This is a genomic window from Micromonospora sp. CPCC 206060 (genome assembly GCF_036906895.1).
Lineage (GTDB): Bacteria > Actinomycetota > Actinomycetes > Mycobacteriales > Micromonosporaceae > Micromonospora.
In genome coordinates this window covers 439,756-465,050 of record NZ_JBAKHU010000001.1, presented here as the reverse complement: position 1 = coordinate 465,050, position 25,295 = coordinate 439,756, and the positions used below count along the sequence as shown (strand labels likewise).

Below are 25,295 nucleotides of genomic sequence, written 5' to 3'. Positions count from 1 at the left end.
CGGGGCGGCCGTTCACCAGAGCCCTGGTCGTGACCGGAGTCCTGGTCGTGACCGGAGCCCTGGACAGGGCTGGAGCACCGGACAGGGCTGGAGCCCTGGACGTGGCCGGCTCGGCGGTCCGGTGGTCGGTCCACCAGACGGCGGCCTGGCCGTGCCCGGCCGTGCCCGGCCGCGACATACGATCAACGCGTGGAGGACGACATCCGGCGGATCGGGATCATGGGTGGCACCTTCGACCCGATCCACCATGGGCACCTCGTGGCGGCCAGCGAGGTGGCGGACCGGTTCGGTCTGGACGAGGTGGTCTTCGTGCCGACCGGGCAGCCGTGGCAGAAGGCCGACGAGCCGGTCAGCCCGCCCGAGGACCGCTACCTGATGACGGTGATCGCCACCGCCTCCAACCCCCGCTTCCAGGTCAGCCGGGTCGACATCGACCGGGGTGGGCCGACCTACACCGTCGACACCCTGCGCGACCTGCACGCCGAGTACGGCCCCAAGGTCCAGCTCTTCTTCATCACCGGCGCGGACGCGCTGGAGCGGATCCTCTCCTGGAAGGATCTGGACCAGATGTTCGAGCTGGCGCACTTCATCGGGGTGACCCGCCCCGGGTTCGAGCTCACCGACGCCCACCTGCCGGCCGACACGGTCAGTCTGGTGCAGGTGCCGGCGATGGCCATCTCCTCGACCGACTGCCGGGCGCGGGTGGCCCGGGGAGAGCCGGTCTGGTACCTGGTGCCGGACGGCGTGGTGCAGTACATCGCCAAGCGTGGGCTCTACCAGCAGTGATTCGTACCCTGGTTCTCGTGGGGTTTCGTCCTGCTTTGTGCCGGTAGCGGAGCAGTGTGCCGAGTCGTGGTGCGGTCGGGTGTGAGAGGCTAGGAGGATCGCACGGTTGATCGAAGGAGTACGGTGACAGTTTCCGAACGCGCTCTTGAGCTGGCGACCGCGGCTGCCCAGGCCGCCGCCGACAAGAAGGCGCAGGACATCGTCATCATCGATGTGGGCGACCAGCTCGCCATCACCGACGCGTTCCTGCTCGCGGCGGCGCCCAACGAGCGCCAGGTGCTCGCCATCGTCGACGCCATCGAGGAACGGCTGCTCGGTCTCCCGGAGAAGGCCAAGCCGGTCCGCCGCGAGGGCGAGCGGGGCGGTCGCTGGGTACTGCTCGACTACGTCGACATCGTGGTGCACGTACAGCACACCGAGGAGCGCGAGTTCTACGCCCTCGACCGGCTCTGGAAGGACTGCCCGACCATCCCGTTCGTGGACCGGGACCTGGTCGAGGCCGAAGCCGCCAGCGTCGAATGACCCGGCTCATCGTCTGGCGGCACGGCAACACCGACTGGAACGCGGCCAACCGGGTGCAGGGGCAGACCGATGTTCCGCTCAACGCCCGTGGCCACGACCAGGCGGCCGGGGCCGCACCGCTGCTGGCCGCCCTCCGGCCGGATGTGATCATCGCCAGTGACCTGCGTCGGGCCGCCGACACCGCCGGTGCGCTCGCCGCGTTGACCGGGCTCGCGATCACCAGCGACCCCCGGCTGCGCGAGCGGTACTACGGCGACTGGCAGGGGCTGCTGATCGACGAGGTGGCGCAGCAGTACCCCGACGGGTACGCCCGCTGGCGGGCCGGCGACCCCGATCCGGGCTGCGGTATCGAATCCCTCGACGACCTCGGCAAGCGGGTCGGGTCGGCGCTCGCCGACGCCGCCGAGGCGTACCCGGGCGGCACCGTGGTGCTGGCCACCCACGGCGGCGCGGCCCGCCAGGGCTGCGGACACCTGCTCGGCTGGGACAGCGCAGTACTGCGTACGGTCGGCGGGCTGCACAACTGCCACTGGACCGAGTTGCGCCACGACGACGTACGCGGCTGGCAGTTGCGGGCGCACAACGTCGGCCTGATCGTCCAGCCGGCGGTTGTCGAAGCAGCCTGACCGGCTTTGATCGTCTGCGGTTCAGCGGGGTTTTGGACGGCGTGTCGTACCGCTGGGCAGCAGATGATCATGAATGGCGCGGCTGTCCGTCGCCACGATCGGCTAGCGTGCCGGGCATGCCCGTCGCGGTCGTCACCGACTCCACCGCATACCTGCCCGTCGACCTCGCCGGCTCGCGCGGCCTGACCGTCGTGCCGCTGACCGTGGTGCTCAACGGCACCGAAGGGCTCGAAGGGGTCGAGGTCTTCCCGGGCGACGCGATCCGTGCCCTGGGCGGGCGGCGGGTGACCGTCAGCACCTCCCGTCCCGCACCGGAGCAGTTCGCGCGGACCTACCGACGGCTGCTCGCCGAGGGTGCCGATGCCGTGCTGTCGGTGCACCTGTCGGCGGAACTCTCCGGCACGGTCGATTCGGCCCGGCTGGCCGCCGCCGAGGTCGGGAACCGGGTCGCAGTGGTGGACAGCCGCTCCACCGGGATGGGCCTGGGCTTTCCGGCGCTGGCCGCCGCCGCAGCCGCCGCCCGGGGCGCCGACCTCGACCGGGTACGCCGGACCGCGTTGGATGCCGTCGACCGGACCCGGATGTTCTTCTACGTCGACACGCTGGAGTTCCTCCGGCGGGGCGGCCGGATCAACGCCGCCGCGGCCCTGCTGGGTACCGCACTCTCGGTGAAGCCGATCATGCACATGGTGGACGGGTCGATCGTGCTGCGGGACCGGGTACGGACCGCCAGTCGGGGAGTGGCCCGCCTGGTCGACCTGGCCGTCGAGGCGGCCGACACCGACGAGGTCGACGTCGCGGTGCACCACCTGGACGCGCCGCAGCGGGCCGACCAGTTCCTCCAGGCGCTCAGCGCCCGGCTCGGCGACCGGCTGCGCGACGCGTACGTCTCGGAGGCCGGCGCCGTGGTCGCCGCCCACGCCGGCCCTGGCTTGGCCTGCGTGGTCGTCCACCGGAGGTAAGGAAGTGGGTGTAAGGAAGGGCCCCCTATTAACGCTTTCGGTAGAGGAAGGGCCCCTTGTTAACAGCTAGCTGGCTCAGCCGGATCGGCTCAGCCGGGCCAGTCCGGCGAGCGGCCGAGCCGGGTCAGTGTCTCGGAGAGTGGGTCCAGTCCGTCGGTCACCGGTAGCCCAGGGCGGAACGCGGCGCCCGGCAGGAGCCGCTCCGGCCCGTCCGGGATGGCCCGTGCGGTGAGCAGGGCGGCGTGCAGGACCTCGTCCGGAAAGGACACGTCAACGCCGAGGGCGCGGGCCACGTCCCAGCTGTGTACGACGTAGTCGATGAAGTGGAACCGGATTGCCAGGGCACCCGGGAAGGCTGTCGTGGTGCTGATCTCCGGCAGGGCGAACGGGCGGTCCAGTACCCCGTCCCCGGCGAACGCGGCAATGACCTGCTCCGCCGCCACGGCGTACTCCTGAATGGGGTCGTCGCCCGGTGGACGCGGATGCCAGACGGCCGGGTCGGCGCCGTTTCCGGCGGACGCCGCCGCGAAGCCGTGGTGCTGGATCGTCATGTGGGCGAGCAGTTCGGCGAGGGTCCAGCCCGCGCAGGGGGTGGTGCACGCCAGGTCGTCCCCGGTCACCCGGGAGACGATCTCCACGCTGGTACGGACGGCCCGCTCGTTCAGCCCTCGGATGTCCGATGCCATCGTGTTCCTTCCACCGGTAAAGAAGGGGTACGCCTCGGTGTGGCGTCTGCTCTGGGTAGCCGACGACGGCTATTCCGCGTCAGCCACGAAGACGCCCTGCCCCTGCTGCCCGTAGACGAGATTCCGCTCGTGCAACTCCTTGACGGCGCGGTAGGCGGTCGAGCGGGCGACGTTGTAGATCACTCCGATCTCGGAGACGGAGGGCAACTGGTGCCCGGCCGGATACTCGCCCGATCGAATCTTCTGCTCGATGTCGTCGGCTACCCGCCGATAGTGAGGTGGTCTGGTCGGCATGATCGGCTCTCCTGGACTTCAGCGGAGATCATGCTTCCAGCTCCTGTATCGACCGACAAGCCAGCGGGCTAAGCGAGTGAGCACAGTGAGAACTTGACTACACTGAGACAGTGGATACAGTGAGACAGTGGCCTGGAGCTTCTGGACTTCAGCAATCCGATCTCCCGGGTCCGGTCCGGTCGCGGTAGGTGCCGGGTGGTTCGACCGTTCCGCCGGTCGCAGCCCGTGGGTACCACATCGGACCCATGATCAGGGCTTTTTCCACAGGCGACCCGGTTGTCCACAGCTGCGGGGCCGGGGCGCGACCCGGATGGGTCGGCAGTCCTACGGTCGGCCCGTGCCAGACGACCAGGAGTCCGTGGTACGGCAGCGGCTGCTGAGCCTGCTCGACCGTTCCATCCGTGACGGCGTACCCCGATCCGGGCCGCAGCCGACGGCCCCCGAGCCTGCTGCTGCCACCGATCCGGCGAGCCGTTCCGGGACGGCTGCGAGCGTGAACCAGGACGATCCGGCCGGCCCGCAGGCGCCACGCCTGGCCGGCCCCGGCCCGTTCGACCCGGGCCGGCGCGGGGTGAAGGCGCTTGCCGCTGTCGCTGTCCTGGTGGTCCTGCTCGCGGCCGGTTGGGCCTGGCAGTCCCGGCCGCGTACCGAGCCGGTGGGCCGGGCCGCCCCGTCCGCGCCCGCCGGCCTGTCGTCAACTCCGGGCCCGCCCGTCGGCCAGTCGGCCGCCGGTCCTTCCGGTACGGGCGAACTGGTCGTCGCGGTCGCCGGCAAGGTACGCCGGCCCGGTCTGGTACGCCTCCCCGCCGGGGCCCGGGTCGCGGACGCCCTCGCGGCGGCCGGTGGCGCGTTGCCCGGCGTCGATGTCGCCCTGCTGAACCTGGCCCGCCGGGTCAGCGACGGGGAACTCATCCTGGTCGGGGTGACCGCCCCACCCGGTGCCGCCGCACCTGCGGGCGGATCCGGTGCCGTTCCGGGCGCACCGGGCGGCCCTCCGGCGGACGGACTCCCGGCGGGCGGGAAGGTCAACCTGAACACCGCCACCCTGGCCCAGCTCGACTCGCTGCCCGGCGTCGGCCCGGTACTCGCCCAGCGCATCCTGGCCCACCGGGACCAGCACGGTGGGTTCAAGGCCGTGTCCGATTTGCGCCAAGTCGACGGGATCGGTGAGTCCCGGTACGAGCAGCTGAAGGACCTGGTGACGGTGTGACCACGCGACATGCCGGAGACGGTGGGCCAGGCCAGCACGCCGGGAACGGTGGCCCGGGCCAGCACGCCAGGAACGGTGGCCCGGGCCAGCACGCCGGGAACGGTGCGACGGCGGCCGGGGCGCGGCCACCGGACCTACGGCTGGTCGGGCTGGCCGTGGCCACCTGGCTGAGCGCGCTGGCCGGGCTGCACCTGAACGTGACCACCGCGCTGGTCCTGGCCGTGGCCGGCGCCGGGTCGGCAGTGCTGCTCGCGGTATACCTGCATACCGGCAGGGCCGGAGGAGGCCGGACCGGACGGCACCAGATCATCGGACGGTACGGCTGGCTCACGGTCTCCGTGCTGCTCGGGCTCGTCTGCGGTGCCGGATCGACGGCGGCGCGTCTGGTGGTGCGGGACGCCCCGCCTGTGCGTGCCCTGGCCGAGCAGCGTGCCACCGTGACCGCCGAACTCGTCGTCCGCGACGATCCCCGCCCGGTACGTGGTGCCGTCGGCCGGCCGGCCACCCTGCTCGTCGCGACCGAATCCGCCTGGCTCGATCCGGTGGACGACCGGACCCGCACCGTCGTACCGGCACGTGTCCTGGTGCTGGCCAACCATCCGGGCTGGCGGACTCTGCTGCCGGGCCAGCGGCTGACCGCCACCGGCCGGCTCGCCGTACCACGCGGCGGCGACCTCACCGCAGTGGTGCTGTCCAGCACCGGACCGCCGACGCTCCTCGGCCGACCATCCTGGGCGCAGCGGATCGCCGGTACCCTCCGTAGCGGCCTGCAACGGGCCTGCGCGCCGCTACCCGACGAGCCGGGCGGCCTGTTGCCCGGTCTGGTGGTGGGGGACACCAGCGAGTTGCCCGCCGCCGTCGAGGAGGACTTCCGGGCCACCGGGATGACCCATCTCAACGCGGTCTCCGGGTCAAACGTGGCGATCGTGGTGGGGCTGGTGCTCCTGCTCGCCCGCTGGGCACGGGCCGGTCCCTGGCCCGCCGCCGGGCTCAGCGCGCTGGCCCTGGTCGGTTTCGTGATCCTCGCCCGCCCCTCACCGAGCGTGGTACGCGCGGCCACCATGGGCGCGATCGGCTTGGTGGCCCTGGCCACCGGTCGGCCCCGGGCCGCTGTGCCGGCACTCTGTGCGGCGGTCACCGTGCTGGTGGTCGTCGACCCGGAGCTGGCTGGCGACGCCGGGTTCGCGCTCTCCGTACTGGCCACCGGCGGCCTGCTGCTGCTCGCCCCGCGTTGGCGGGACGCGCTGCGTCGTCGGGGCGTACCGGCCGGAGTGGCGGAGGCCCTGGTCGTGCCGGCCGCCGCGCAACTGGCCTGCGCGCCGGTCGTCGCCGGGCTTTCCGGGACGGTGAGTCTGGTCGCGGTACCGGCCAACCTGCTCGCCGTACCGGCGATCGCACCGGCGACCGTCCTGGGCGTGGCGGCGGCGGTGGTCTCACCGGTCTGGCCGGGCGGGGCCGAGTTCGCCGCCTGGCTCGGCAGTTGGCCGGCGTGGTGGCTGGTCACGGTAGCCCGTTACGGGGCGCAGACCCCGGCCGGCACGCTGCCCTGGATCGGCGGGGTGACCGGGGCGCTGCTGCTCGCGGCGGTCACCGTCGCGCTGCTGGTCGGGGTCCGGCATCCGGTGGTACGGCGACTGGTGACCGTGGTGACCGTCGCGGTGGTGGTCGGGGCGCTGCCGGTCCGCCTGGTCGCGGACGGCTGGCCACCGGCCGGCTGGGTGGCCGTGGTGTGTGCCGTCGGGCAGGGGGATGCCGTCGTCCTACCCGCCGGGGCCGGGCGGGCGGTGGTGGTCGATGCCGGACCGGACCCGGCGGCGGTGGACCGGTGCCTGCGCCGACTCGGGGTGGACGAGGTGCCGCTGCTGCTGTTCAGCCACTTCCATGCCGATCACACCGGTGGCGTCGCCGGGGTGTTCCGGGGGCGCCGGGTGACCGTCGTGGCGACCCCCGCCTGGCCCGAACCGGCGGCGGGGCGTTTGGCGGTCGATGCGGCGGCGACCGCTGCCGGGACACCGGTCGGTGCGGTCGCGGCGGGCTGGACGTACCGGGCGGGTGGACTCGGGTTGACCGTGCTCGGGCCACCCCAACCACTGCGCGGAACCCGGTCCGACCCGAACAACAACTCCCTGGTGCTGCTCGCGCACATCGGCGGGCTGCGCATCCTGCTCGCCGGGGACGCGGAGACCGAGGAGCAGCGGGCGTTGCTGGAGAGCCAGTCGGGCTCCGGTGCCCCGGGAGCATGGCAGGCCGACGTCGGGGCCGCCGACCGGCGGGACGCCGGCCTGCGGGCCGATGTACTCAAGGTGGCCCACCACGGTTCGGCCTACCAGGATCCCGCCTTCCTGGACGCGGTGGCCCCGGCGGTGGCGCTGGTGTCGGTCGGGGCGGACAACGACTACGGCCACCCCAGCCCGTCGGTGCTGGCGCGGCTGTCCCGTCAGGGGGCGCGGGTACTGCGTACCGACATCGAGGGCGACCTGGCCGTGGTGGTACTGCCCGGCGGGCCGGCGGTGGCGACCCGGGGAAACGGTCCCTGAGTCGGGAGAACCCCGCCCCAAATACAGTATTTGTCGATATTCGCACTTTCTGCGGTCGGGGTGCCGATCGAGTAACGGTGACCGGCGGCGGGGCGTCGGGGCACGTGCGAACATGGGGACCGTGACCCCCGCTGGCGTACCTGCTGTCCTGCTCGTCCTCGGCGACGAGGAACTTCTCGCCACCCGTGCGGTCAGTGACACCGTCGCCACTGTCCGGTCGACCGATCCGGACGTGGACGTACGCGAGTACGAGGCCGGCAACCTGGCCGTCGGCGAGATCGCCGAGATGCTCAGCCCGTCACTGTTCGGCGGTCGCCGGGTGATCGTGCTGCGCGCCGCGCAGGACGCCCGCAAGGACCTGGTGACCGCGCTGCTGGCGTACGCGAAGAATCCGGACCCGGACGTGCACCTCGTGGCGGTGCACGCCGGTGGCGCGAAGGGCAAGGCGTTCGCCGACGGCCTGCGGACCGCCGGGGCGACGGTCGTTCCCGCCGCCAAGCTGAAGGGGGACCAGGCCCGGGTCGCCTTCGTCCGTGACGAGATCCGCCGTGCCGGCGGCAAGTGCACGCCGGAGGCCGCCGCAGCGCTTCTCGCCGCGATCGGCAACGACCTGAGGGAGTTGGCTTCCGCCTGCGCCCAGCTCATGGCCGACACCGATGGTCGGATCGGTCCCGACACGGTGGCCCGCTACTACCGGGGGCGGGCCGAGGTGAGTGGGTTCACGGTGGCGGACGCCGCGATCGTCGGTGACGTGCCCGGCGCGCTGGAGGCGCTGCGCTGGGCACTGCATGTCGGGGTCGATCCGGTACCCATCGCCGACGCGCTCGCCGACGGGGTCCGTACGGTGGCCCGGGTGGCGTCCGCCGGTCGGGGGAGCGCCTACCAGTTGGCCAGCTCTCTCGGGATGCCGGCGTGGAAGATCGAACGGGCCCAGCGTCAGGGCCGGGGCTGGACGCCGGACGGTCTGGTCACCGCGATGCAGGCGGCGGCGGAGTGCAACGCTGCGGTCAAGGGCGGTGCCGACGACCGGGCGTACGCCCTGGAACGGGCGGTCTTCGCGGTCGCCGCAGCCCGGCAGGACGGTACGCGGTGATCCGCCGGCGGTCGGCGGGCGAGCCACGGTGACCGGTCGCGCAGCCGGGCGATCCGGGGTGGACCATCTGGTCCGCTCAGCGGAGGATGACGGGTTGCGTCCGCTCTACGCCCGCGTGCTCGGCCTGCGCTTCGTGAACCCGGGCGGGATACTCTGCTTCGTCTTCTTCGAGGGCTCGGTGGCCCTCGCCGTGCTGCTCGCCCTCGCCGAACTGGTCACCTGGTGGGCGGTGTTGATCCTGCCCGCCTTCGTAGCCGCCCTGGTCAAGATGAACGACCTGGTCGTCGCCGTGGTGGTCCGTTCGGCGGCTCTGGTGCCGCAGGGTGAACGGGACCGGTTTCGCCGGCAGATGGAACCGGCGGTCGGTCGGGCGAGGGTGCCGTCAGCCGACCCCGACCGGGCACGCTGACCGGATCACCGGGAAGCGGCAGCGAGGTCAGCAGGAAGCGGCAGCGAGGCCACCGGGATACGGCAGCGAGGTCACCGGGACCGGCAACCGGGTACGACCGCACGACAGAATCCCCCGAGGTGCACCCGGGGGATTCTGTGAGGTCTCGGGACCGTCAGGCAGCGAGCGACAGCACGCGCTTGGCGATCGCAGACTTGCGGTTCGCCGCCTGGTTGCTGTGGATCACGCCCTTGCTGACCGCCTTGTCCAGCTTGCGTGAGGCGTCCTGCATGAGCTCGGTGGCCTTGGCGGCGTCACCGGCCTCGGCAGCCTCGTGGAATTTGCGGATGGCGGTCTTCAGCGACGACTTGACCGACTTGTTACGCAGCCGGCGCTTCTCGTTCTGCCGGTTGCGCTTGATCTGGGACTTGATGTTCGCCACGCGACAGCCTCGTCTTTATAGCTCGGGTTTGGTCTGCTCGGATGCGCGGGCGACAAGCAGGCGTCACCGCTGCGCGAAGAGCCAGGTTACCAGGTCCGCCCGGACGAGCCAAAACGGCTCATCCCCGCCGCTGTTTCCGGCGCCTACGCTGCGCCCGCGGCACCCCGTCGTAGGACTCCGCCAGACTTCCGGTCCATGCGGACGGATGAGTTCTGGGCGGTGATCGAACGGGCCCGGACCGGGGCGGACGGTCGGACCGAGGTGGTCGCCGAGCGGGTCGCGGCGGAACTGGCGGACCGGGAACCGGCCGAGATCGAGGGGTTCGACCGGCATCTCGCCCGGGTGCTGGCCGCCTCCTACCGGGAGGACCTCTGGGGGGCGGCGTACCTGATCAACGGTGGCTGCTCGGATGACGGGTTCGACTACTTCCGCGGCTGGCTGATGGCCCAGGGGCGGGCGGTCTTCGCCCGTGCGGTGACCGATCCGGACTCGCTGGCCGAACTGCCGGCGATCCGCCGCGCGGCGGCCACCGGCGAGGAGTTCGAGGGCGGGGAGATGCTCTCCGTCGCGTTCCACGCGTACCAGCGGGCGACCGGTACCGAGCTGCCTGTGGACCCCGATCCGGTACCCATCCCGGACCTCGACGGGTTCTGGGACTTCGATGACGAGGAGCAGGCCCGACGGCGGCTGCCCCGGCTCGCGGCACTGTTCGTCGCCCCGCCGGAGGAGTGACCGGCCCGGGTCCGGAGGAGCAGCCGGACCCGGGCCGCAGGGGTGACCGGACCCGGGGGCGGAGGAGTGATCCGAGTCCGCCCCGGGCGACGTGGGAGCATAGAGAGGGCCGGTGCACCTGCCGGCCGTCGCCACCTCCGTCAGCCGACCAGAACGGACCGCTGTGCCACCGACGCTCGATCCCGGCGCGAACGCGCCCGGTGCCACCGAACCCGGCCGCATCCGGAACTTCTGCATCATCGCCCACATCGACCACGGGAAGTCGACCCTGGCCGACCGGATGCTGCAGCTCACCGAAGTCGTCGACCCCCGGCAGATGCGCGCCCAGTACCTGGACCGGATGGACATCGAGCGCGAGCGCGGCATCACCATCAAGAGCCAGGCGGTCCGGATGCCGTGGACCGTCCGTGAGGGCGACCAGCGGGGCGAACGGGCCGTGCTCAACATGATCGACACGCCCGGCCACGTGGACTTCACCTACGAGGTGTCCCGTTCGCTGGCCGCCTGCGAGGGCGCGGTGCTCCTGGTCGACGCCGCGCAGGGGATCGAGGCCCAGACCCTGGCCAACCTCTACCTCGCCCTTGAGAACGACCTGCACGTCATCCCGGTGCTCAACAAGATCGACCTGCCGGCCGCCCAGCCGGAGAAGTACGCCGAGGAACTGGCCCACCTGATCGGCTGCGATCCGAGCGACTGCATCCGGGTCTCCGGCAAGACCGGCGAGGGCGTGCCGTACCTGCTCGACGAGATCGTCCGGCAGTTCAAACCGCCGGTCGGCGTCGCCGACGCACCGGCCCGCGCCATGATCTTCGACTCGGTGTACGACGTGTACCGGGGCGTGGTCACCTACGTCCGGGTCATCGACGGCCGGATCAGCGCCCGGGACCGGATCAAGATGATGTCCACCGGCGCGGTGCACGAGCTGCTGGAGATCGGCGTCATCTCCCCGGAGATGCAGAAGGCCGACGCCCTCGGCGTGGGTGAGGTGGGCTACCTCATCACCGGCGTGAAGGACGTCCGGCAGTCCCGGGTCGGTGACACGGTCACCATCAACTCCCGGCCGGCCAGCCAGGCGCTCGGTGGGTACAAGGACCCGAAGCCGATGGTCTACTCGGGTCTCTACCCGATCGACGGCTCGGACTACCCGAACCTGCGCGAGGCGCTGGACAAGCTCAAGCTCAACGACGCCGCGCTGGACTACGAGCCGGAGACCTCGGGTGCGCTCGGGTTCGGCTTCCGTTGCGGCTTCCTCGGCCTGCTGCACCTGGAGATCATCCGGGAGCGGCTGGAGCGGGAGTACAACCTCGATCTGATCTCCACCGCGCCGAACGTGGTCTACCGGGCGGTGATGGAGGACGGCAAGGAACTCGTCGTCACCAACCCGAGCGAGTACCCGACCGGCAAGATCGCCGAGGTGTACGAGCCGGTGGTGCGGGCCACGGTGCTTACCCCGAACGACTACGTCGGTGCGGTGATGGAACTCTGCCAGGGCCGGCGGGGCAGCCTGATGGGGATGGACTACCTCTCCGCCGACCGGGTCGAGCTGCGGTACACGCTGCCGCTGGCCGAGATCATCTTCGACTTCTTCGACCAGTTGAAGAGCCGGACCAAGGGGTACGCCTCGCTCGACTACGAGCCCTCGGGCGAGCAGTCGTCCGAACTGGTCAAGGTGGACATCCTCCTGCACGGCGAGCCGGTGGACGCGTTCAGCGCGATCGTGCACAAGGACAAGGCGTACAACTACGGGGTCACCATCGCCGCGAAGCTGCGTACCCTCATTCCGCGCCAGCAGTTCGAGGTGCCGATCCAGGCGGCGATCGGCAACCGGGTGATCGCCCGGGAGACGATCCGGGCGATCCGCAAGGACGTGCTCGCCAAGTGCTACGGCGGCGACATCAGCCGTAAGCGTAAGCTGCTGGAGAAGCAGAAGGAAGGCAAGAAGCGCATGAAGATGGTCGGCCGGGTGGAGGTGCCGCAGGAGGCGTTCATCGCCGCCCTGTCCACCTCGGACGGGCCGGAGGCCAAGGCGCCCAAGAAGTAACGCGGCGTAGCCGCATCCACCAGCCGTCCCGGGGTGACCCGGGGCGGCTGTTGTCGTACGGCAAACTTTTCTCCACGGCCGGCGGACCCGTGCGGCGCCGGCTCGGACCGCACTGAGCTGCGGTGATGCGGTGTGTCCGGCGGCGCTGGCCGGTGCCGCGCGGAGGTCGGAACGCGGAACCACGGTCTGTCGGTTTGAGTCTTCAACGGCTCGGGCACTTAGCGGTCATCACAGGAAGACATCGTCTGACAGATAGTCATTGAGGAGGAGCGACCGTGACCGTCATGGGAATCATCACTGCGCTCATTGTTGGTCTCATCGTCGGCGCGCTGGGCCGCCTGGCTGTCCCGGGTCGTCAGAACATGCCGATCTGGCTGCACATGCTGATCGGTGTGGGTGCGGCTCTGCTCGGTACGGTGATTGCGCGGGCTGCGGGTATCGCGACGCAGACGTCGGGTGTCGACTGGGCTGAGTTGCTGGTCCAGGTGGTCGTGGCGGCGATTGCGGTCGCGATCGTGGCGGGTGTGGGTAGTCGTCGGAGTATCACCCACCACCGGTAAGCATCCACAGTGTTGACTTCTCGAGGGCGTCCGGCCGGTTGGCCGGGCGCCTTCGTGCTGGCCACCGATCCGTGCGCCGTCCCACACCGGGTACGGCGCAGCGCCGACGGGGGTGGTGCGGGTGTCGACGGGGTGGGTCGGCGACCCGGGTGGCTTCCCGAAGGTCCGTCACGTGCCGAGCGGCGGTCCGGTCCCTGGCGAGGTGGCGAGGGAGGTCCGGTATCCGGGTTTGAATTTCCGGACGGACGGGCACCTAGTGGTCATCACAGGAAGACATCGTCTGACAGATAGTCATTGAGGAGGAGCGACCGTGACCGTCATGGGAATCATCACTGCGCTCATTGTTGGTCTCATCGTCGGCGCGCTGGGCCGCCTGGCTGTCCCGGGTCGTCAGAACATGCCGATCTGGCTGCACATGCTGATCGGTGTGGGTGCGGCTCTGCTCGGTACGGTGATTGCGCGGGCTGCGGGTATCGCGACGCAGACGTCGGGTGTCGACTGGGCTGAGTTGCTGGTCCAGGTGGTCGTGGCGGCGATTGCGGTCGCGATCGTGGCGGGTGTGGGTAGCCGTCGGAGTATCACCCACCACCGGTAAGCATCCACAGTGTTAACTTCTCGAAGGCGTCCGGCCGGTTGGCCGGGCGCCTTCGTGCTGGCCACCGGCCACGTCGCGGCCCCGGCCCCCCTGTCGTAAAGAATTTTTTCGTACTAAGGTGCGGCGGGGAAGGTAAGTGCCAGAGGTTCAAGGGAGAACTGGCGTGAACAGGTGGAAGCGACTGGCTCCGGTCACCGCCGTCGTGGCCTCGGCCGCGATGCTGCTCGCCGGTTGTGGCGGCTCGGGCGACGACGAACAGGCAGCGGACAACAGCAAGCTGACCGTCTGGATGATGGGCGAGGGCAGCGAGGCGCAGACCGCGTTCCTCGACGGCGTCGAGGCCGAGTTCAAGAAGAAGCACCCGGAGACGGACGTCGTCGTGCAGTACGTCCCCTGGCTGGAGGCGCCGAAGAAGTTCCAGGCCGCGCTCGCCGGTGGCGAGGGACCGGACGTCACCGAGCTGGGCAACACCGAGACCCAGGGTTGGGCCGCCCAGGAGGCGCTGGCCGACCTCACCGAGCGGATGGCCGGCTGGGCCGAGGGCAAGGACATCCTGCCTGACCTGGCGAAGAACGCCCAGCTCGACGGCAAGCAGTACGGCGTGCCGTGGTACGCCGGTGTCCGGGCCATGTACTACCGCACCGACTGGTTCGCCGAGGCCGGCGTGCAGCCGCCGAAGAACTGGGACGAGCTGGTCTCCGCCGCCAAGGCGGTGCAGGCCAAGAAGCCCGGCACCTACGGCATCGCCCTGCCGGGCAACTCCGAGCTGCCGTTCTACTCCTTCCTCTGGGCCGCCGGTGGCGAGATCGCCACGAAGAACGGTGACGCCTGGAAGTCCGGCTACACCACCCCCGAGGCGCAGCAGGCGGTCAAGTTCTGGACCGACCTGGTGACCGTGCACAAGGTCGCCCCGCCGGCCGCCGCCGGTTGGAACGAGATCGACGCGCGTACCCAGTTCGCCACCGGTAAGGCGGCGATGGCGTTCGGTGGTAGCTGGCAGCAGGGTGCCATCAAGAAGGACAACCCCGACATCGAGAAGGTGTGGGGTACCTTCCCGATCCCCGGACCGGACGGTAAGCCGGCCCCCGCCTTCGCCGGTGGCTCCGACCTGGCCGTCTGGAAGGACAGCAAGCGCCAGGACCTCGCCTGGGACTACCTGACCGTGCTGAACAACAAGCAGAACTCGGCGAAGTTCGCCAGCAGCCTCGGCTTCTTCCCGGTCTACCAGGACCTGGTCCAGGGCGGCAGCTACGCCAATGACAAGATCATGGCGGCGTTCGCCACCACGATGCAGAACACCAAGCTCACGCCGCTCACCCCGAAGTGGGTCGAGGTCAGCCGGACCAAGACGGTGACCCAGGCGATGAACAGCTCGGTCATGAAGGGTCAGAAGACGGTCGAGAAGGCCACCGCCGACGCGGCCGGTGAGATGGAAAGCATCCTCAACGCCAAGTGACCACGCTGACCGAGGCGCCGGAGGCGTCCGCCGCGCGGGAGACCCCCGCGCGGCGGCGCCGCCCGGTGGACCGCCTACCGTACCTGCTGCTCCTGCCCTGTCTCGTCATCATCGCCGCGCTCCTGCTCTGGCCGCTCGGTCAGGTGGTGGCGATGTCCTTCTTCAAGCTGAACAACGTCCGCCAGCTTCGCGGTGACCGCGAGTGGCCGTGGGTCGGACTGGCCAACTACACCGAGATCCTCGGCGACCCGTTCTTCCACACGGTGCTGCGCAACACGGTGCTCTTCGCGGTGGCCAACGTACTGCTCACCATGGTCCTCGGCACCCTGGTCGGACTGCTGCTCAACCGGCTCGGCACCCGGATGGCCACCTTCGTCGGCACCTGCGTGATGCTGGCCTGGGCCACCCCGGCCCTGACCGGCGCCATCGTCTGGAAGTGGATCTTCGACGACACCAGCGGCCTGGTCACCTGGCTGTTCAACGCGCTGCCCGACGGGCTCTCCACGGCGCTGTTCGGCCGGGCCGACTGGACCGGCTACGGCTGGTTCAACTCACCGCTGCTCTTCTTCGCGATCCTCACCCTGGTGGTGGTCTGGCACTCGTTCCCGTTCATCGCGGTGAGCGTGCTCGCCGGGCTCAAGAGCGTACCGAGCGAGTTGCACGAGGCGGCCCGGGTCGACGGTGCCGGCCCGTGGAAGGTGTTCTGGAAGGTGACCTTCCCGCTGCTCCGCCCGGTCTTCGGCATCCTGATCGTGCTCTCCACGATCTGGGACTTCAAGGTCTTCACCCAGCAGTTCGCGCTGGCCGGCGGCACCCAGGACCGGACCACGTACATGCTCTCCATCTACTCGTACGCGTCGGCGTTCTCGCCGCCGCCCAAGTACGGCCTGGGCGCCGCCATCGCGGTGATCCTCACCCTGATCCTGCTCGTGGTGACCGGGTTCTACGTCCGCATGGTGCTCCGACAGGAGGAATCGTGAAGCGCGCCGCAGCCGTCAAGCGGGTCGCCCTCAACGGCGCCGGCCTGCTGGTCGCGCTCTTCGCGGCGTTCCCGGTCTACTGGATGATCTCCACCTCGCTGAAGCCGAACCGGGAGATCTTCTCCACCACCCCCCGGCCGGTACCGGCCAACCCGACCCTGGAGCACTACCGGGAGATCCTCACCGGGGACCTGATCCCCGGCGTGACCTTCGTCGACTTCTTCCTCAACAGTGCCCTGGTCGCGGCGGCCACCGTACTGCTCAGCGGCCTGGTCGCCCTGCTCGCCGCGACCGCGGTGGCCCGGTTCCGGTTCCGGCTGCGGACCTCGTTCCTGATCATGCTGCTGGTGGTGCAGATGATCCCGCTGGAGGCACTGGTCATCCCGCTGTTCCTGATGATCCAGCGGCTCGGCCTCTACAACACGCTGCCCAGCCTGATCCTGACCTACCTGGGATTCTCGCTGCCCTTCGCGGTCTGGATGCTGCGCGGCTTCGTCGCCGCCGTACCGAAGGAACTGGAGGAGGCCGCCGCGATCGACGGGGCCAGCCGGGCGCAGACCTTCCGCCGGATCCTCTTCCCGCTCGTGGCACCCGGCCTCGTGGCCACCAGCATCTTCTCCTTCATCACCGCGTGGAACGAGCTGATCTTCGCGCTGACCTTCATCAACGACCAGGACCGCTACACGCTGCCGGTCGCGATGACGTTCTTCTTTGGCCGCGACGACACCGCCTGGGGATCGGTCATGGCGGCCTCCACCCTGCTCACCGTCCCGGTCATCATCTTCTTCGTGCTGGTCCAGCGTCGGATGGTCTCCGGACTGGTCTCCGGCGCCGTCAAGGGCTGAGGTGTAAGGAAGGGCCCCCGCTTATCGCTTTCGGTAGAGGAAGGGCCCCTTCCTAACAGTTCCGCCAAAGGTACGGTGTCCGGCATGACGGGCAGACTGCTCTCGGTGAACCTCGCGGTGGTGACCCGGGCCGACTGGGCCGGTGATCCCAGCGGGCTCAGTGGCATCGACAAGCGACCGACCGACGGCCGGGTGGTGCTGCGGGCCGACGGAGTCGAGGGGGACTTCGTCGGCGAACGGGCCGTGCACGGCGGGGTGGACAAGGCGGTCTACGCCTACGCCAAAGAGGACACCGCCTGGTGGGAGCGGGATCTGGGGCGGGACATCCCGCCCGGCGGCCTCGGCGAGAACATCACCACCGAGGCCATCGACGTGACCGGCGCGGTGATCGGGGAACGCTGGACCATCGGCTCAGCCGTGCTGGAGGTCGCCCAGCCACGCCTGCCGTGCCGCACGTTCGCCGGCTACTGGGGGGTACCCGACCTGATCAAGCGGTTCACCGCGCGGGGCGTCCCCGGGGCGTACCTGCGGGTGGTGCAGGACGGGGACGTCGGTGCGGGGGACCCGGTCGAGGTGACGTACCGGCCGGAGCACGGGTTGACCCTCGGCGCGACGTTCCGTGCCCTGACCAGCGAGCCCGCGTTGCTGCCCCGGCTACTGCTCGCCCCGGAACTGCCCGAGGAGATCCGGGACAAGGCCCGCCGGCGGCTCGGCGCGAAGTAGCCGGCGTATCCGGCGGTCAGTCCCGGTGGGCCGGTCAGTCCGATGGGCCGGTCAGTCCGGCACCGGCTGTTGCCGCGACCCGGGTTCTCCCGGCCTTCAAACAGGCCTTCAAACAGGACTTCGGCGGGTCGCCGGGCAGCGTCCGCCAGTCATCGGGTACGCCGCCCGTGGCGCCGATGGTCCCGGCAGCACGACGCCGACCGGCCGGCGCATCACGTCGACCGGACGGCGGGTGTTAAGAAGGGCCCCTTCCTCTACCGAAAGCGTTAAGAAGGGGCCCTTCCTTACCTGCTCAGCGGAGCCAGGGGATGTTGCGGTCCAGCAGGCCGCGCGTCTTGAGTTCCTTGCGCAGCGGGATCTCGTCGTCGACGTACCCGTTCCAGTTGATGCCCCAGTAGTTGGCGGTGTGGGTACCCTCACCGCAGAGCTGGCGCTGGACGGGGGTGCGGTTGGCCCACCACTCGCCGTCGGAGTCGATGTGCAGCTCGTCCAGCGGGCGGATCCACCGGTAGGTGTAGCCGATGAAGAGCATCTTGCGGGTGATGGTCGACAGGTTCGTCGAGCGGCTGTGCCACTGCCGGCGGTCGAAGATGAACGCGTCACCCGGGTTGGCGGTGATCTCGACGGTGCCCTCGGGGTCGGGGTTGTGCACCGTGGTGTCCGCCGGGCGGGGCAGCGAGTTCCACAGGTGGCTGCCCGGGATGACCTTGGTGGCACCCCGGCCGTTCTCCGACAGGTCGGAGAGGACGTACGCCACCTTCAGCGAGAACATCGGCCGGGGCAGGTTCGGGTCCATCGTCTCCGGGTCGGAGTTCTGCCGGTACCCGTCCTGGTGCCAGCCCCAGTACGGCTTCTCCGGCTCGGCGGCCGGCGGGGTGACGTCCAGGTGGTTGTGGTGGGTGTAGATGTTCCACCCGGCCAGCCCCCACATGTACGGGAAGGCGATGGGGTGGGTGAGCAGGTCACCGAAGAGCTCATCGCGCTCCAGGAAGCCCAGCAGGTGCAGGGTGCCGTCCTTGGTGGTCCGGCCGGCCGCCTGCTCCTCCGCGTACACCCGGTCCACGGCGGCTTCCAGGGCCGCCCGGTGGTCCTCGGTCAGGACGTTGCGGAGCAGCAGGAAGCCCTGCTCGTGAAACTCCTTGCGGTCAGTGTCGCTGATCGGTTCGTAACCGGTCCGGCCGCCGTAATCGAACACCGCGTCCATCCCTCCCCATGACGTGTAAGCCTCTCGGGCACAGGCTGCCGATCGTAACGTGACGCTCGGCAGCCGGCTCGGCCGCGCCGAGCGTGTGGCGCGTCGGATCAGACGCCAGGGAACGAATTGATCACCCTTGGTGAGATGGGCGCCGCCGTCCGTGCAGATTGTCCTGGTTTGCCGAATTGTTCAGTGACTGCTGGTAGGGAGATCCAGCCCTTACCTCAGGTGTCGGCGAAGACCTCGGCGACCACCGAGGCCACCGAACCGGATCCGGAGACCCGCGTCCAGTCACCGTCCGCTGCCGTCCACTCCAAGTCGCCGAAGCGGACCCGCTTCACCCCGTGGTCGTCCGCGTGCGACACCAGCCAGTGCGCGTACCGCCAACCGGCCCGGTTGTCGCTCACCGGCACGCTCAGCCCGGCCAGGTTAATCGCGGTGGCCTTCAGGCCCCAGTCCAGGGTCAGCCCCCGGGTCAGTGCCGCCGCCGCCGTGTCCCCCCGCATCGCCGGTGTCCTGGTCACCGTGCAGGCGACCGCCCCGGTGGCGTCCCCGAGCAGCGCCCGGGCCAGCACCTCGGACTCGTCCGCCCACTTCTGGTACGCCTCGGGGAACGCCGACCGCTGCACCTTCTGCGCGGCGTCGGTGACCCGCATGTCCTCCCAGCCGCGCACCTTCTTCAGCGCCGCGTAGAACCTGTTGGTGGCGTACCTCGGGTCCTGGATCTGCTCCGGCGTGCCCCAACCCTGGCTGGGCCGCTGCTGGAACAGCCCGATGGAGTCCCGGTCCCCGCCGGAGAGGTTCTCCAGACCGGACTCCTGGAACGCGGTGGCCAGGGCCACCACCACGGCCCGCTCCGGCATCCCGCGCTTGACCCCGATCGCGGCGATGGTCGCCGCGTTCGCCATCTGCTCCGGGTTCAGGTCGACCCGGCCGTCCGCCTCGACCGTGCAGGTGCGGCTGGCCAGCGGCAGCGGCAACCGGTGACCGAACTGCCGGGCGAGGACAAACACACCGAGCCCGACGAGAACGACGACCACGACCCCCGCCGCCACGATTGCCCGAGTCCGCACCCGCACCCCCTGTTCGACAGTTCGACCAGCGTACGTCCCCACCGCCAGAACGGGCCCGAGGAAGAAGTGGCCCCGGCGCGCCGGGGCGTCAGTCCGCCGTCGATACTCCGGCGCCGGCCGGTCGGTCCGCCGTCGGCACCCAGCGGGCCGGTCGCTTCTCCCGGAACGCCAGTACCCCCTCCCGGCCCTCCTCGGAGAGAAAGTAGCGGGTGGAGATGGCGGAGAGGTCGGCCAGTTCGGCCCGCAGATCGGTCGAGGCGGGCCGGCGCAGCAACTCCTTGGTACCCGCCAGCGCGCCGGGGGCACCCCGGACCAGTGCGGCGCAGTACCCGGCCACCACCTCGTCCAGTTCCTCCTCCGGCACGGCCCGGGTCGCCAGCCCGATGTCAGCGGCCTGCGAACCGTCGAAGGTCTCCCCGGTCAGGTAGAACTCGGCCGCCGCGCGCGGATGCAGCCGGGGCAGCACGGTGGCCGAGATGACCGCCGGGATGACCCCGATCCGTACCTCGGTGAAGGCGAACGTCGCCTCCTCGGCGCAGATCGCCAGGTCGGCCGCGGCGATCAGGCCCAGCCCGCCGGCCCGGGCCGGCCCGGCGACCCGGGCGACCACCGGCTTCGGGCACTCCCAGATGGCGGCCAGCACGTCGGCCAGCATCCCGGCCGGCACGGTCCCGCTGGCGTACGCCGCAGCGGTCTCCTTGAGATCGGCGCCGGAGCAGAACACCGGGCCGGTGTGGTCCAGCACGACGACCCGCACCGCGTCGTCGGCGACCGCCGTGGCCAGCGCGTCGAGCAGCTGGGTCATCAGCGGCGTGGAGAGGGCGTTGCGGTTGTGCGGGCTGTCGAGGGTGAGCGTGGTCACCCCGTTGGCGGTGGCGACCCGTACGAGCGCGTCCGGAGAGGTCATGCCGGGCACACTAGTGGCCATGCCCGGCGTGCTTCCAGATGGTGAACCCGTACCTACCGACGGTGCGCTGCCCCCGACCGCGCTGACCTCGGTCGGGCAGCGGGGTTTCGGGGTGTACGTGCACGTGCCGTTCTGTGCCAGCCGGTGCGGCTACTGCGACTTCAACACCTACACCTCGGCGGAACTCGGCGGTGGGGCCAGCCGGGAGGAGTACGTCGACACCGTCCTGGCCGAGTTGGCGCTCGCCCGGCGGGTACTCGGGGACAATCCGCCGCCCCGGGTCGACACGGTCTTCGTCGGCGGCGGTACCCCCACCCTGCTCAGCCCGGACGACCTGGGCCGGATCCTGGACGGCATCGACCGCACCTGGGGGCTGGCCGCCGACGCCGAGGTGACCACCGAGGCCAACCCGGAGTCGGTCACCCCCGCCTCGCTGCGGGCGCTGCGGGCCGCCGGCTACACCCGCATCTCGCTCGGTATGCAGTCGGCCGCGCCGGGTGTACTCGCGATCCTCGACCGGCAGCACCGCGCCGGCCGGGCCACCGAGGCCGCCCGGGAGGCCCGGGAAGCCGGCTTCGCGCACGTCAACCTGGACCTGATCTACGGCACGCCGGGGGAGAGCACGGAGGACTTCGCCGGCTCGCTCGCCGAGGTCGTCGCCGCCGGTGTCGACCACGTCAGCGCGTACGCCCTGATCGTGGAGGACGGCACCCGGTTGGCCGCCCGGATGCGGCGTGGCGAGCTGCCGTACCCGAGTGACGACGTGGCCGCCGACCGCTACCTGGCTGCGGAGGCCGCCCTCGGTGCGGCCGGTTTCGCCTGGTACGAGGTCTCCAACTGGGCCCGCACGGCGGCCGGGCGGTGCCGGCACAACCTGCTCTACTGGACCGGCGGCGACTGGTGGGGCCTCGGCCCGGGGGCGCACAGCCACGTCGGCGGGGTGCGCTGGTGGAACGTGAAGCACCCGTCGGCGTACGCGAAGCGGCTGTCCGTGGGGGAGTCCCCGGGGCAGGCCCGGGAGCTGCTCTCGCCGGCCGAGGCGCACATGGAGGACGTGATGCTGCGGCTGCGGCTGGCCTCCGGGCTGCCGTTGGACACGCTCGACGGGGCGGGGCGGGCCGGTGCGGCGGACGCCCTGGCGGCCGGCCTGCTGGACGCGGCGGAGTACGCCGCCGGCCGGGCGGTGCTCACCCTGCGCGGGCGGCTGCTCGCCGACGCGGTCGTCCGCGACCTGCTGCCCTGAGCCGACCCGGTGGCGCCGGCCGGTCCGGCCTGTCACGAACGACCGGGCCGGCCGGCGCGGACCGGTCTACTTGACCAGGTTGGCCGACATCGGATAGCGGTAGAACTGCCCCTCGTTGGCCTTCAGCCCGGCGACGACGCCGAAGATGATGCCGAGCACCATCGCGCCGATGGCGAACAGGAAACCGATCAGGATGCAGGCCAGCACCCAGCCGATCACCGCGACGATCGACCAGACGAGCTGGAAGTTCAGCGCGGCCACCGCGTGGGCACGTACGGTCGGCGACTGGCTGCCCTTGGCGAGCAGGGCCACCAGCGGGGCGATCCAGCCGGCCGTCCCGGCACCGAGGAACATGCCGGCGGCGCCACCGAAGTGCGCGACCAGCGCCCAGGTCTTCTCGTCGTTGTTGGCGAACCCGGCGGGCGCCGGGCCACCGGGGTAGCCACCGGCTGGCGGGTAGCCGGCACCCGGTGTGCCGTAGCCACCGGGTGCGCCGTAGCCGCCCTGCGGCGGTTGGCCACCCTGGGGCGGGTAGCTCTCCGCGCCGGGGGCGGGGGGTGGGTACCCGCCGGGTGGGGGATAGCCACCCGCCCCGGAGGTGGGTGGGGGGTACCCGCCGGGGGACGGGTCACCGCCGGAGACCGGAGCGGTCGGCGGCTCGTGCCCGTGGAGCGGGGCGGTCGGAGGTTCGTACCCGGACCCGCCGTACGGGGGCTCCGGGGGCGTCGAGCCGGGATCGCCCCAGGAGGGAGGGCGAGGTGGTTCAGTCATGGGGTCACGGTAGGTTCCCGGGTCCACCCACGCCAGCGCGTACCGGACAGTACGCCCGGGTGATCGGGCAGCGGACGGGGCATGACCGCACGTCACGCCGACAGCCGGTGACGTGGGTCTGACGGATTCGATGATCGCGCGTTCCGGCCACGCCGACGTAGACTGGCACTCGCTACAGTCGAGTGCCAGAGCGTCCCGGCGGGTCGCATCGCAGGGCGGGGAGGTGGAGCGGATGGGTCTCGACGACCGCAAACTCGACGTCCTGCGCGCCATCGTCGAGGACTACGTTGCCACCCAGGAGCCGGTCGGCAGCAAGGCCCTGGTCGAGCGGCACCAGCTCGGGGTCTCCCCGGCGACGGTCCGCAACGACATGGCCGTGCTGGAGGAGGAGGGCTACATCCGGCAGCCGCACACCAGCGCCGGCCGGGTGCCCACCGACCGTGGCTACCGTCTCTTCGTGGACCGGCTCTCCCGGGTCAAACCACTCACCCCGGCGGAGCGCCGGGCCATCGAGCGCTTCCTGGTCGGCGCGGTCGACCTGGACGACGTCGTACACCGCACGGTCCGGCTGCTGGCGCAGCTCACCCGGCAGGTCGCGGTGGTGCAGTACCCCAGCCTCGCCCGCTCCTCGGTGCGGCACCTGGAACTGGTCCCGATCTCCACCACCCGGCTGATGCTGGTCATGATCGCCGACACCGGCCGGGTCGAGCAGCGGCTGGTCGAGTTGCCCGCGCCGATCCCGGCCGACGACGTGATCGACCTGCGGCGCATGGTCAACGAGAAGCTCGGCGGCACCAAGCTCGCCGACACCCCGCCGTTGGTGCAGGCCCTGGTCGAGGAGGTCAACCCGCAGCTTCGGCCGGCGATGACCACCCTCGCCACCGTGCTGCTGGAGACCCTGGTCGAACGGCACGAGGAGCGGATCGCCCTCGCCGGCACCGCCAACCTGGCCCGGGGTGGCCTGCTCGACTTCCAGGGATCGCTCCGTCCGATCCTGGAGGCGCTGGAGGAGGAGGTCGTCCTGCTCAAGCTGATCGGGGAGGTGGAGCCGAGCACGACCCGGGTCCGCATCGGCGACGAGAACGAGATCGACAACCTCCGGGGCACCTCGGTGGTGAGTACCGGCTACGGGCCGGGGCGCACCATCGTCGGCGGTCTGGGTGTCCTCGGGCCCACCCGGATGGACTACCCCGGGACGATCGCCACCGTACGCGCCGTGGCACGCTACGTAGGCGAGCTGCTGGCGCAGAACTGACCGGGCGCGCAGGATGGACACACCACTGACCAGGCGCACCACCCGACCAGGCGCAGTACTGACCAGAGCCGCACCCGACGACCGCGGGGCGTAACGCGAGACAGACATGGGGACACGGAACGCAGTGGCCAGGGACTACTACGGCATCCTCGGCGTCAGCCGGGACGCCTCCGATGACGAGATCAAGCGCGCCTACCGCAAGCTGGCGCGCCAGTACCACCCGGACGTCAATCCGGACCCGGAGGCCCAGGAGAAGTTCAAGGACATCAACGCCGCGTACGAGGTTCTCTCGGACGACCAGAAGCGGCAGATGGTCGACCTGGGTGGTGACCCGCTTGCGCCGGGTGGCGGCGGTGCCGGTCCGGGCGGGCCGGGTGGCGCCGGCCCGTTCGTCGGGTTCCAGGACATCATGGACGCCTTCTTCGGCGGGGCGGCCGGTTCGCGTGGGCCGCGTCCACGTACCCGGCCCGGCGCGGACGCGATCCTCCGCCTCGAACTGGACCTGCACGAGACCGCCTTCGGGGTGGAGGCGCCGATCACCGTCGACACCGCGGTGCTCTGCACCACCTGCACCGGCGCCGGTACCGCTGCCGGCACCCACCTGGCCACCTGCGAGGCGTGCGGTGGTCGGGGCGAGGTGCAGTCGGTGCAGCGCACCTTCCTCGGCCAGGTTGTCTCCGCCCGCCCCTGCACCGTCTGCCAGGGGTACGGCACCACGATCCCGCACCCCTGCCCGACCTGCGCCGGGGACGGCCGGGTCCGGACCCGCCGTTCGCTGACCGTCAAGATCCCGGCCGGCGTGGAGGACGGGATGCGGATCCGGCTCGCCCAGCAGGGTGAGGTCGGCCCGGGCGGTGGCACCGCCGGTGACCTGTACGTCGAGATCCACGAGCGGCCGCACGACGTCTACTCCCGCAAGGGTGACGACCTGCACTGCCGGGTCACCGTCCCGATGACTGCCGCCGCGCTCGGTACCCGGCTGACCATCAAGACGTTGGACAGCGAGGAGCCGGTCGACGTCAAGCCGGGTACCCAGCCCGGATCCACCCTGCGGCTGCGGGCCCGGGGGGTGCCGCACCTGCGCGGCACCGGGCGCGGGGACCTCTACGTCCACCTGGACGTGCGTACCCCGACCAAGCTCGACGCCGAGCAGGAGCGGATGCTGCGCGAGTTCGCCAAGACCCGGGGCGAGGAGGTCGCCGAGCTGACCAAGCAGGGCGGCTTCTTCTCCCGGATGCGGGACGCGTTCAACGGTCACGGCTGAACCGGCCGCCCCGGCCCCGGCTTCCGTCCGGGGCCGGGGCGCCCCGGCCCCGGTGGTCCGCTGCCCGGTCCCCGGTGGTCCGCAGCTTGTCCCGGCCTCGGGGCGGTCC

26 protein-coding genes are annotated in these 25,295 nt (G+C 70.9%); 19 read left to right on the top strand and 7 right to left on the bottom strand.

The annotated features are described in order from the left end of the window. Positions 1-189 precede the first annotated feature (189 nt). The 4 genes from nadD to V6U90_RS02115 all read left to right on the top strand — a co-directional run bounded on the left by nadD (position 190) and on the right by V6U90_RS02115 (position 2,896). Entirely contained in the window at positions 190-786 is a 597-nt protein-coding gene (gene nadD / locus V6U90_RS02130; RefSeq protein ID WP_334430810.1) for a nicotinate-nucleotide adenylyltransferase, read from the top strand. Between the two features lie 123 nt (positions 787-909). Then, positions 910-1,308 carry a ribosome silencing factor gene (gene rsfS / locus V6U90_RS02125; protein WP_334430809.1) on the top strand — a complete coding sequence of 133 codons (399 nt, stop codon included), beginning with the start codon at positions 910-912 and terminating at the stop codon, positions 1,306-1,308. After that, positions 1,305-1,934: a histidine phosphatase family protein gene (locus V6U90_RS02120; protein ID WP_334430808.1), complete on the top strand. Its 630-nt coding sequence runs from the start codon at positions 1,305-1,307 to the stop codon at positions 1,932-1,934. Before rsfS ends, V6U90_RS02120 begins: the two co-directional genes overlap by 4 nt. 116 nt (positions 1,935-2,050) lie before the next feature. Next, positions 2,051-2,896: a DegV family protein gene (locus tag V6U90_RS02115; protein ID WP_334430807.1), complete on the top strand. Its 846-nt coding sequence runs from the start codon at positions 2,051-2,053 to the stop codon at positions 2,894-2,896. An 89-nt stretch (positions 2,897-2,985) separates the two neighbouring features. On the opposite strand, the gene V6U90_RS02110 is transcribed toward V6U90_RS02115, so the two are convergent. Both V6U90_RS02110 and V6U90_RS02105 read right to left on the bottom strand, forming a co-directional pair. Further along, positions 2,986-3,582, bottom strand: coding sequence for a TIGR03086 family metal-binding protein (locus V6U90_RS02110; protein ID WP_334430806.1), 597 nt, complete (start codon positions 3,580-3,582; stop codon positions 2,986-2,988). A 69-nt stretch (positions 3,583-3,651) separates the two neighbouring features. After that, positions 3,652-3,876: a GntR family transcriptional regulator gene (locus V6U90_RS02105; RefSeq protein ID WP_334430805.1), complete on the bottom strand. Its 225-nt coding sequence runs from the start codon at positions 3,874-3,876 to the stop codon at positions 3,652-3,654. Between the two features lie 310 nt (positions 3,877-4,186). Between V6U90_RS02105 and V6U90_RS02100 the strand changes: the two genes are divergently transcribed. The 4 genes from V6U90_RS02100 to V6U90_RS02085 all read left to right on the top strand — a co-directional run bounded on the left by V6U90_RS02100 (position 4,187) and on the right by V6U90_RS02085 (position 9,125). Continuing rightward, positions 4,187-5,086, top strand: a complete 900-nt coding sequence (locus V6U90_RS02100; protein WP_442933499.1) for a ComEA family DNA-binding protein — start codon at positions 4,187-4,189, stop codon at positions 5,084-5,086. After that, positions 5,083-7,623: a ComEC/Rec2 family competence protein gene (locus V6U90_RS02095; RefSeq protein ID WP_334430803.1), complete on the top strand. Its 2,541-nt coding sequence runs from the start codon at positions 5,083-5,085 to the stop codon at positions 7,621-7,623. Before V6U90_RS02100 ends, V6U90_RS02095 begins: the two co-directional genes overlap by 4 nt. Positions 7,624-7,735: 112 nt before the next feature. Next, positions 7,736-8,716 (top strand): DNA polymerase III subunit delta, encoded by a 981-nt coding sequence (gene holA / locus V6U90_RS02090; protein WP_334430802.1) that lies wholly within the window; start codon positions 7,736-7,738, stop codon positions 8,714-8,716. Positions 8,717-8,774: 58 nt separating this feature from the next. Further along, a complete protein-coding gene (locus V6U90_RS02085; protein ID WP_442933507.1) occupies positions 8,775-9,125 on the top strand; it encodes a hypothetical protein in 351 nt (116 codons plus the stop codon). A gap of 154 nt (positions 9,126-9,279) precedes the next feature. On the opposite strand, the gene rpsT is transcribed toward V6U90_RS02085, so the two are convergent. Then, positions 9,280-9,546, bottom strand: coding sequence for a 30S ribosomal protein S20 (gene rpsT, locus V6U90_RS02080; protein ID WP_334430800.1), 267 nt, complete (start codon positions 9,544-9,546; stop codon positions 9,280-9,282). A gap of 195 nt (positions 9,547-9,741) precedes the next feature. On the opposite strand from rpsT, the gene V6U90_RS02075 reads away from it, so the two are divergent. The 8 genes from V6U90_RS02075 to V6U90_RS02040 all read left to right on the top strand — a co-directional run bounded on the left by V6U90_RS02075 (position 9,742) and on the right by V6U90_RS02040 (position 17,478). Beyond that, complete coding sequence (locus V6U90_RS02075) at positions 9,742-10,278, top strand: DUF4240 domain-containing protein (protein WP_334430799.1); 537 nt, start codon at positions 9,742-9,744, stop codon at positions 10,276-10,278. Between the two features lie 163 nt (positions 10,279-10,441). Continuing rightward, entirely contained in the window at positions 10,442-12,319 is a 1,878-nt protein-coding gene (gene lepA / locus V6U90_RS02070; RefSeq protein ID WP_334430872.1) for a translation elongation factor 4, read from the top strand. A 284-nt stretch (positions 12,320-12,603) separates the two neighbouring features. Continuing rightward, complete coding sequence (locus tag V6U90_RS02065; RefSeq protein ID WP_334430871.1) at positions 12,604-12,879, top strand: GlsB/YeaQ/YmgE family stress response membrane protein; 276 nt, start codon at positions 12,604-12,606, stop codon at positions 12,877-12,879. 319 nt (positions 12,880-13,198) lie between these two features. Continuing rightward, complete coding sequence (locus V6U90_RS02060; RefSeq protein WP_334430871.1) at positions 13,199-13,474, top strand: GlsB/YeaQ/YmgE family stress response membrane protein; 276 nt, start codon at positions 13,199-13,201, stop codon at positions 13,472-13,474. A 163-nt stretch (positions 13,475-13,637) separates the two neighbouring features. After that, the gene (locus V6U90_RS02055) at positions 13,638-14,930 is read left to right on the top strand and encodes a sugar ABC transporter substrate-binding protein (RefSeq protein WP_334430798.1); all 1,293 of its coding nucleotides are present in this window, start codon (positions 13,638-13,640) and stop codon (positions 14,928-14,930) included. Beyond that, positions 14,927-15,910: a carbohydrate ABC transporter permease gene (locus V6U90_RS02050; protein WP_334430797.1), complete on the top strand. Its 984-nt coding sequence runs from the start codon at positions 14,927-14,929 to the stop codon at positions 15,908-15,910. The genes V6U90_RS02055 and V6U90_RS02050 overlap by 4 nt, the downstream gene beginning before the upstream one ends. Beyond that, positions 15,907-16,755, top strand: a complete 849-nt coding sequence (locus V6U90_RS02045) for a carbohydrate ABC transporter permease (protein ID WP_334430796.1) — start codon at positions 15,907-15,909, stop codon at positions 16,753-16,755. Before V6U90_RS02050 ends, V6U90_RS02045 begins: the two co-directional genes overlap by 4 nt. 84 nt (positions 16,756-16,839) lie before the next feature. Further along, a complete protein-coding gene (locus V6U90_RS02040) occupies positions 16,840-17,478 on the top strand; it encodes an MOSC domain-containing protein (RefSeq protein ID WP_334430795.1) in 639 nt (212 codons plus the stop codon). Between the two features lie 292 nt (positions 17,479-17,770). Here V6U90_RS02040 and V6U90_RS02035 read toward each other — a convergent pair whose 3' ends face one another. From V6U90_RS02035 to V6U90_RS02025, 3 genes are all read right to left on the bottom strand, one after another. After that, positions 17,771-18,682, bottom strand: a complete 912-nt coding sequence (locus tag V6U90_RS02035; protein WP_334430794.1) for a phytanoyl-CoA dioxygenase family protein — start codon at positions 18,680-18,682, stop codon at positions 17,771-17,773. Positions 18,683-18,897: 215 nt separating this feature from the next. Then, positions 18,898-19,752: a hypothetical protein gene (locus V6U90_RS02030; RefSeq protein WP_334430793.1), complete on the bottom strand. Its 855-nt coding sequence runs from the start codon at positions 19,750-19,752 to the stop codon at positions 18,898-18,900. Positions 19,753-19,834: 82 nt separating this feature from the next. Continuing rightward, positions 19,835-20,653 carry an enoyl-CoA hydratase family protein gene (locus V6U90_RS02025; protein WP_334430792.1) on the bottom strand — a complete coding sequence of 273 codons (819 nt, stop codon included), beginning with the start codon at positions 20,651-20,653 and terminating at the stop codon, positions 19,835-19,837. A 19-nt stretch (positions 20,654-20,672) separates the two neighbouring features. Here V6U90_RS02025 and hemW point away from each other — a divergent pair, with 19 nt between their 5' ends. After that, positions 20,673-21,896 (top strand): radical SAM family heme chaperone HemW, encoded by a 1,224-nt coding sequence (gene hemW, locus V6U90_RS02020; RefSeq protein WP_334430791.1) that lies wholly within the window; start codon positions 20,673-20,675, stop codon positions 21,894-21,896. 66 nt (positions 21,897-21,962) lie between these two features. Here the strand turns inward: hemW and V6U90_RS02015 are convergent, their stop codons facing one another. Continuing rightward, on the bottom strand, positions 21,963-22,667 hold the full coding sequence (locus V6U90_RS02015) for a DUF4870 domain-containing protein (RefSeq protein ID WP_334430790.1): 705 nt from the start codon (positions 22,665-22,667) through the stop codon (positions 21,963-21,965). Positions 22,668-22,899: 232 nt separating this feature from the next. Between V6U90_RS02015 and hrcA the strand changes: the two genes are divergently transcribed. Further along, positions 22,900-23,922 (top strand): heat-inducible transcriptional repressor HrcA, encoded by a 1,023-nt coding sequence (hrcA, locus tag V6U90_RS02010; protein WP_334430789.1) that lies wholly within the window; start codon positions 22,900-22,902, stop codon positions 23,920-23,922. A 124-nt stretch (positions 23,923-24,046) separates the two neighbouring features. Next, the gene (gene dnaJ, locus V6U90_RS02005; protein WP_334430870.1) at positions 24,047-25,186 is read left to right on the top strand and encodes a molecular chaperone DnaJ; all 1,140 of its coding nucleotides are present in this window, start codon (positions 24,047-24,049) and stop codon (positions 25,184-25,186) included. The last annotated feature ends 109 nt before the right edge of the window (positions 25,187-25,295 follow it).

Coding starts and splice junctions, on each gene's coding strand:
- V6U90_RS02100 (WP_442933499.1), top strand. CDS start 4,187: ATGGGTCGGCAGTCCTACGGTCGGCCCGTGCCAGACGACCAGGAGTCC.
- V6U90_RS02120 (WP_334430808.1), top strand. CDS start 1,305: ATGACCCGGCTCATCGTCTGGCGGCACGGCAACACCGACTGGAACGCG.
- V6U90_RS02115 (WP_334430807.1), top strand. CDS start 2,051: ATGCCCGTCGCGGTCGTCACCGACTCCACCGCATACCTGCCCGTCGAC.
- V6U90_RS02110 (WP_334430806.1), bottom strand. CDS start 3,582: ATGGCATCGGACATCCGAGGGCTGAACGAGCGGGCCGTCCGTACCAGC.
- V6U90_RS02060 (WP_334430871.1), top strand. CDS start 13,199: ATGGGAATCATCACTGCGCTCATTGTTGGTCTCATCGTCGGCGCGCTG.
- V6U90_RS02065 (WP_334430871.1), top strand. CDS start 12,604: ATGGGAATCATCACTGCGCTCATTGTTGGTCTCATCGTCGGCGCGCTG.
- V6U90_RS02035 (WP_334430794.1), bottom strand. CDS start 18,682: ATGGACGCGGTGTTCGATTACGGCGGCCGGACCGGTTACGAACCGATC.
- V6U90_RS02015 (WP_334430790.1), bottom strand. CDS start 22,667: ATGACTGAACCACCTCGCCCTCCCTCCTGGGGCGATCCCGGCTCGACG.
- V6U90_RS02040 (WP_334430795.1), top strand. CDS start 16,840: ATGACGGGCAGACTGCTCTCGGTGAACCTCGCGGTGGTGACCCGGGCC.
- holA (WP_334430802.1), top strand. CDS start 7,736: ATGGGGACCGTGACCCCCGCTGGCGTACCTGCTGTCCTGCTCGTCCTC.
- V6U90_RS02025 (WP_334430792.1), bottom strand. CDS start 20,653: ATGACCTCTCCGGACGCGCTCGTACGGGTCGCCACCGCCAACGGGGTG.
- V6U90_RS02075 (WP_334430799.1), top strand. CDS start 9,742: ATGCGGACGGATGAGTTCTGGGCGGTGATCGAACGGGCCCGGACCGGG.
- hrcA (WP_334430789.1), top strand. CDS start 22,900: ATGGGTCTCGACGACCGCAAACTCGACGTCCTGCGCGCCATCGTCGAG.
- V6U90_RS02105 (WP_334430805.1), bottom strand. CDS start 3,876: ATGCCGACCAGACCACCTCACTATCGGCGGGTAGCCGACGACATCGAG.
- hemW (WP_334430791.1), top strand. CDS start 20,673: ATGCCCGGCGTGCTTCCAGATGGTGAACCCGTACCTACCGACGGTGCG.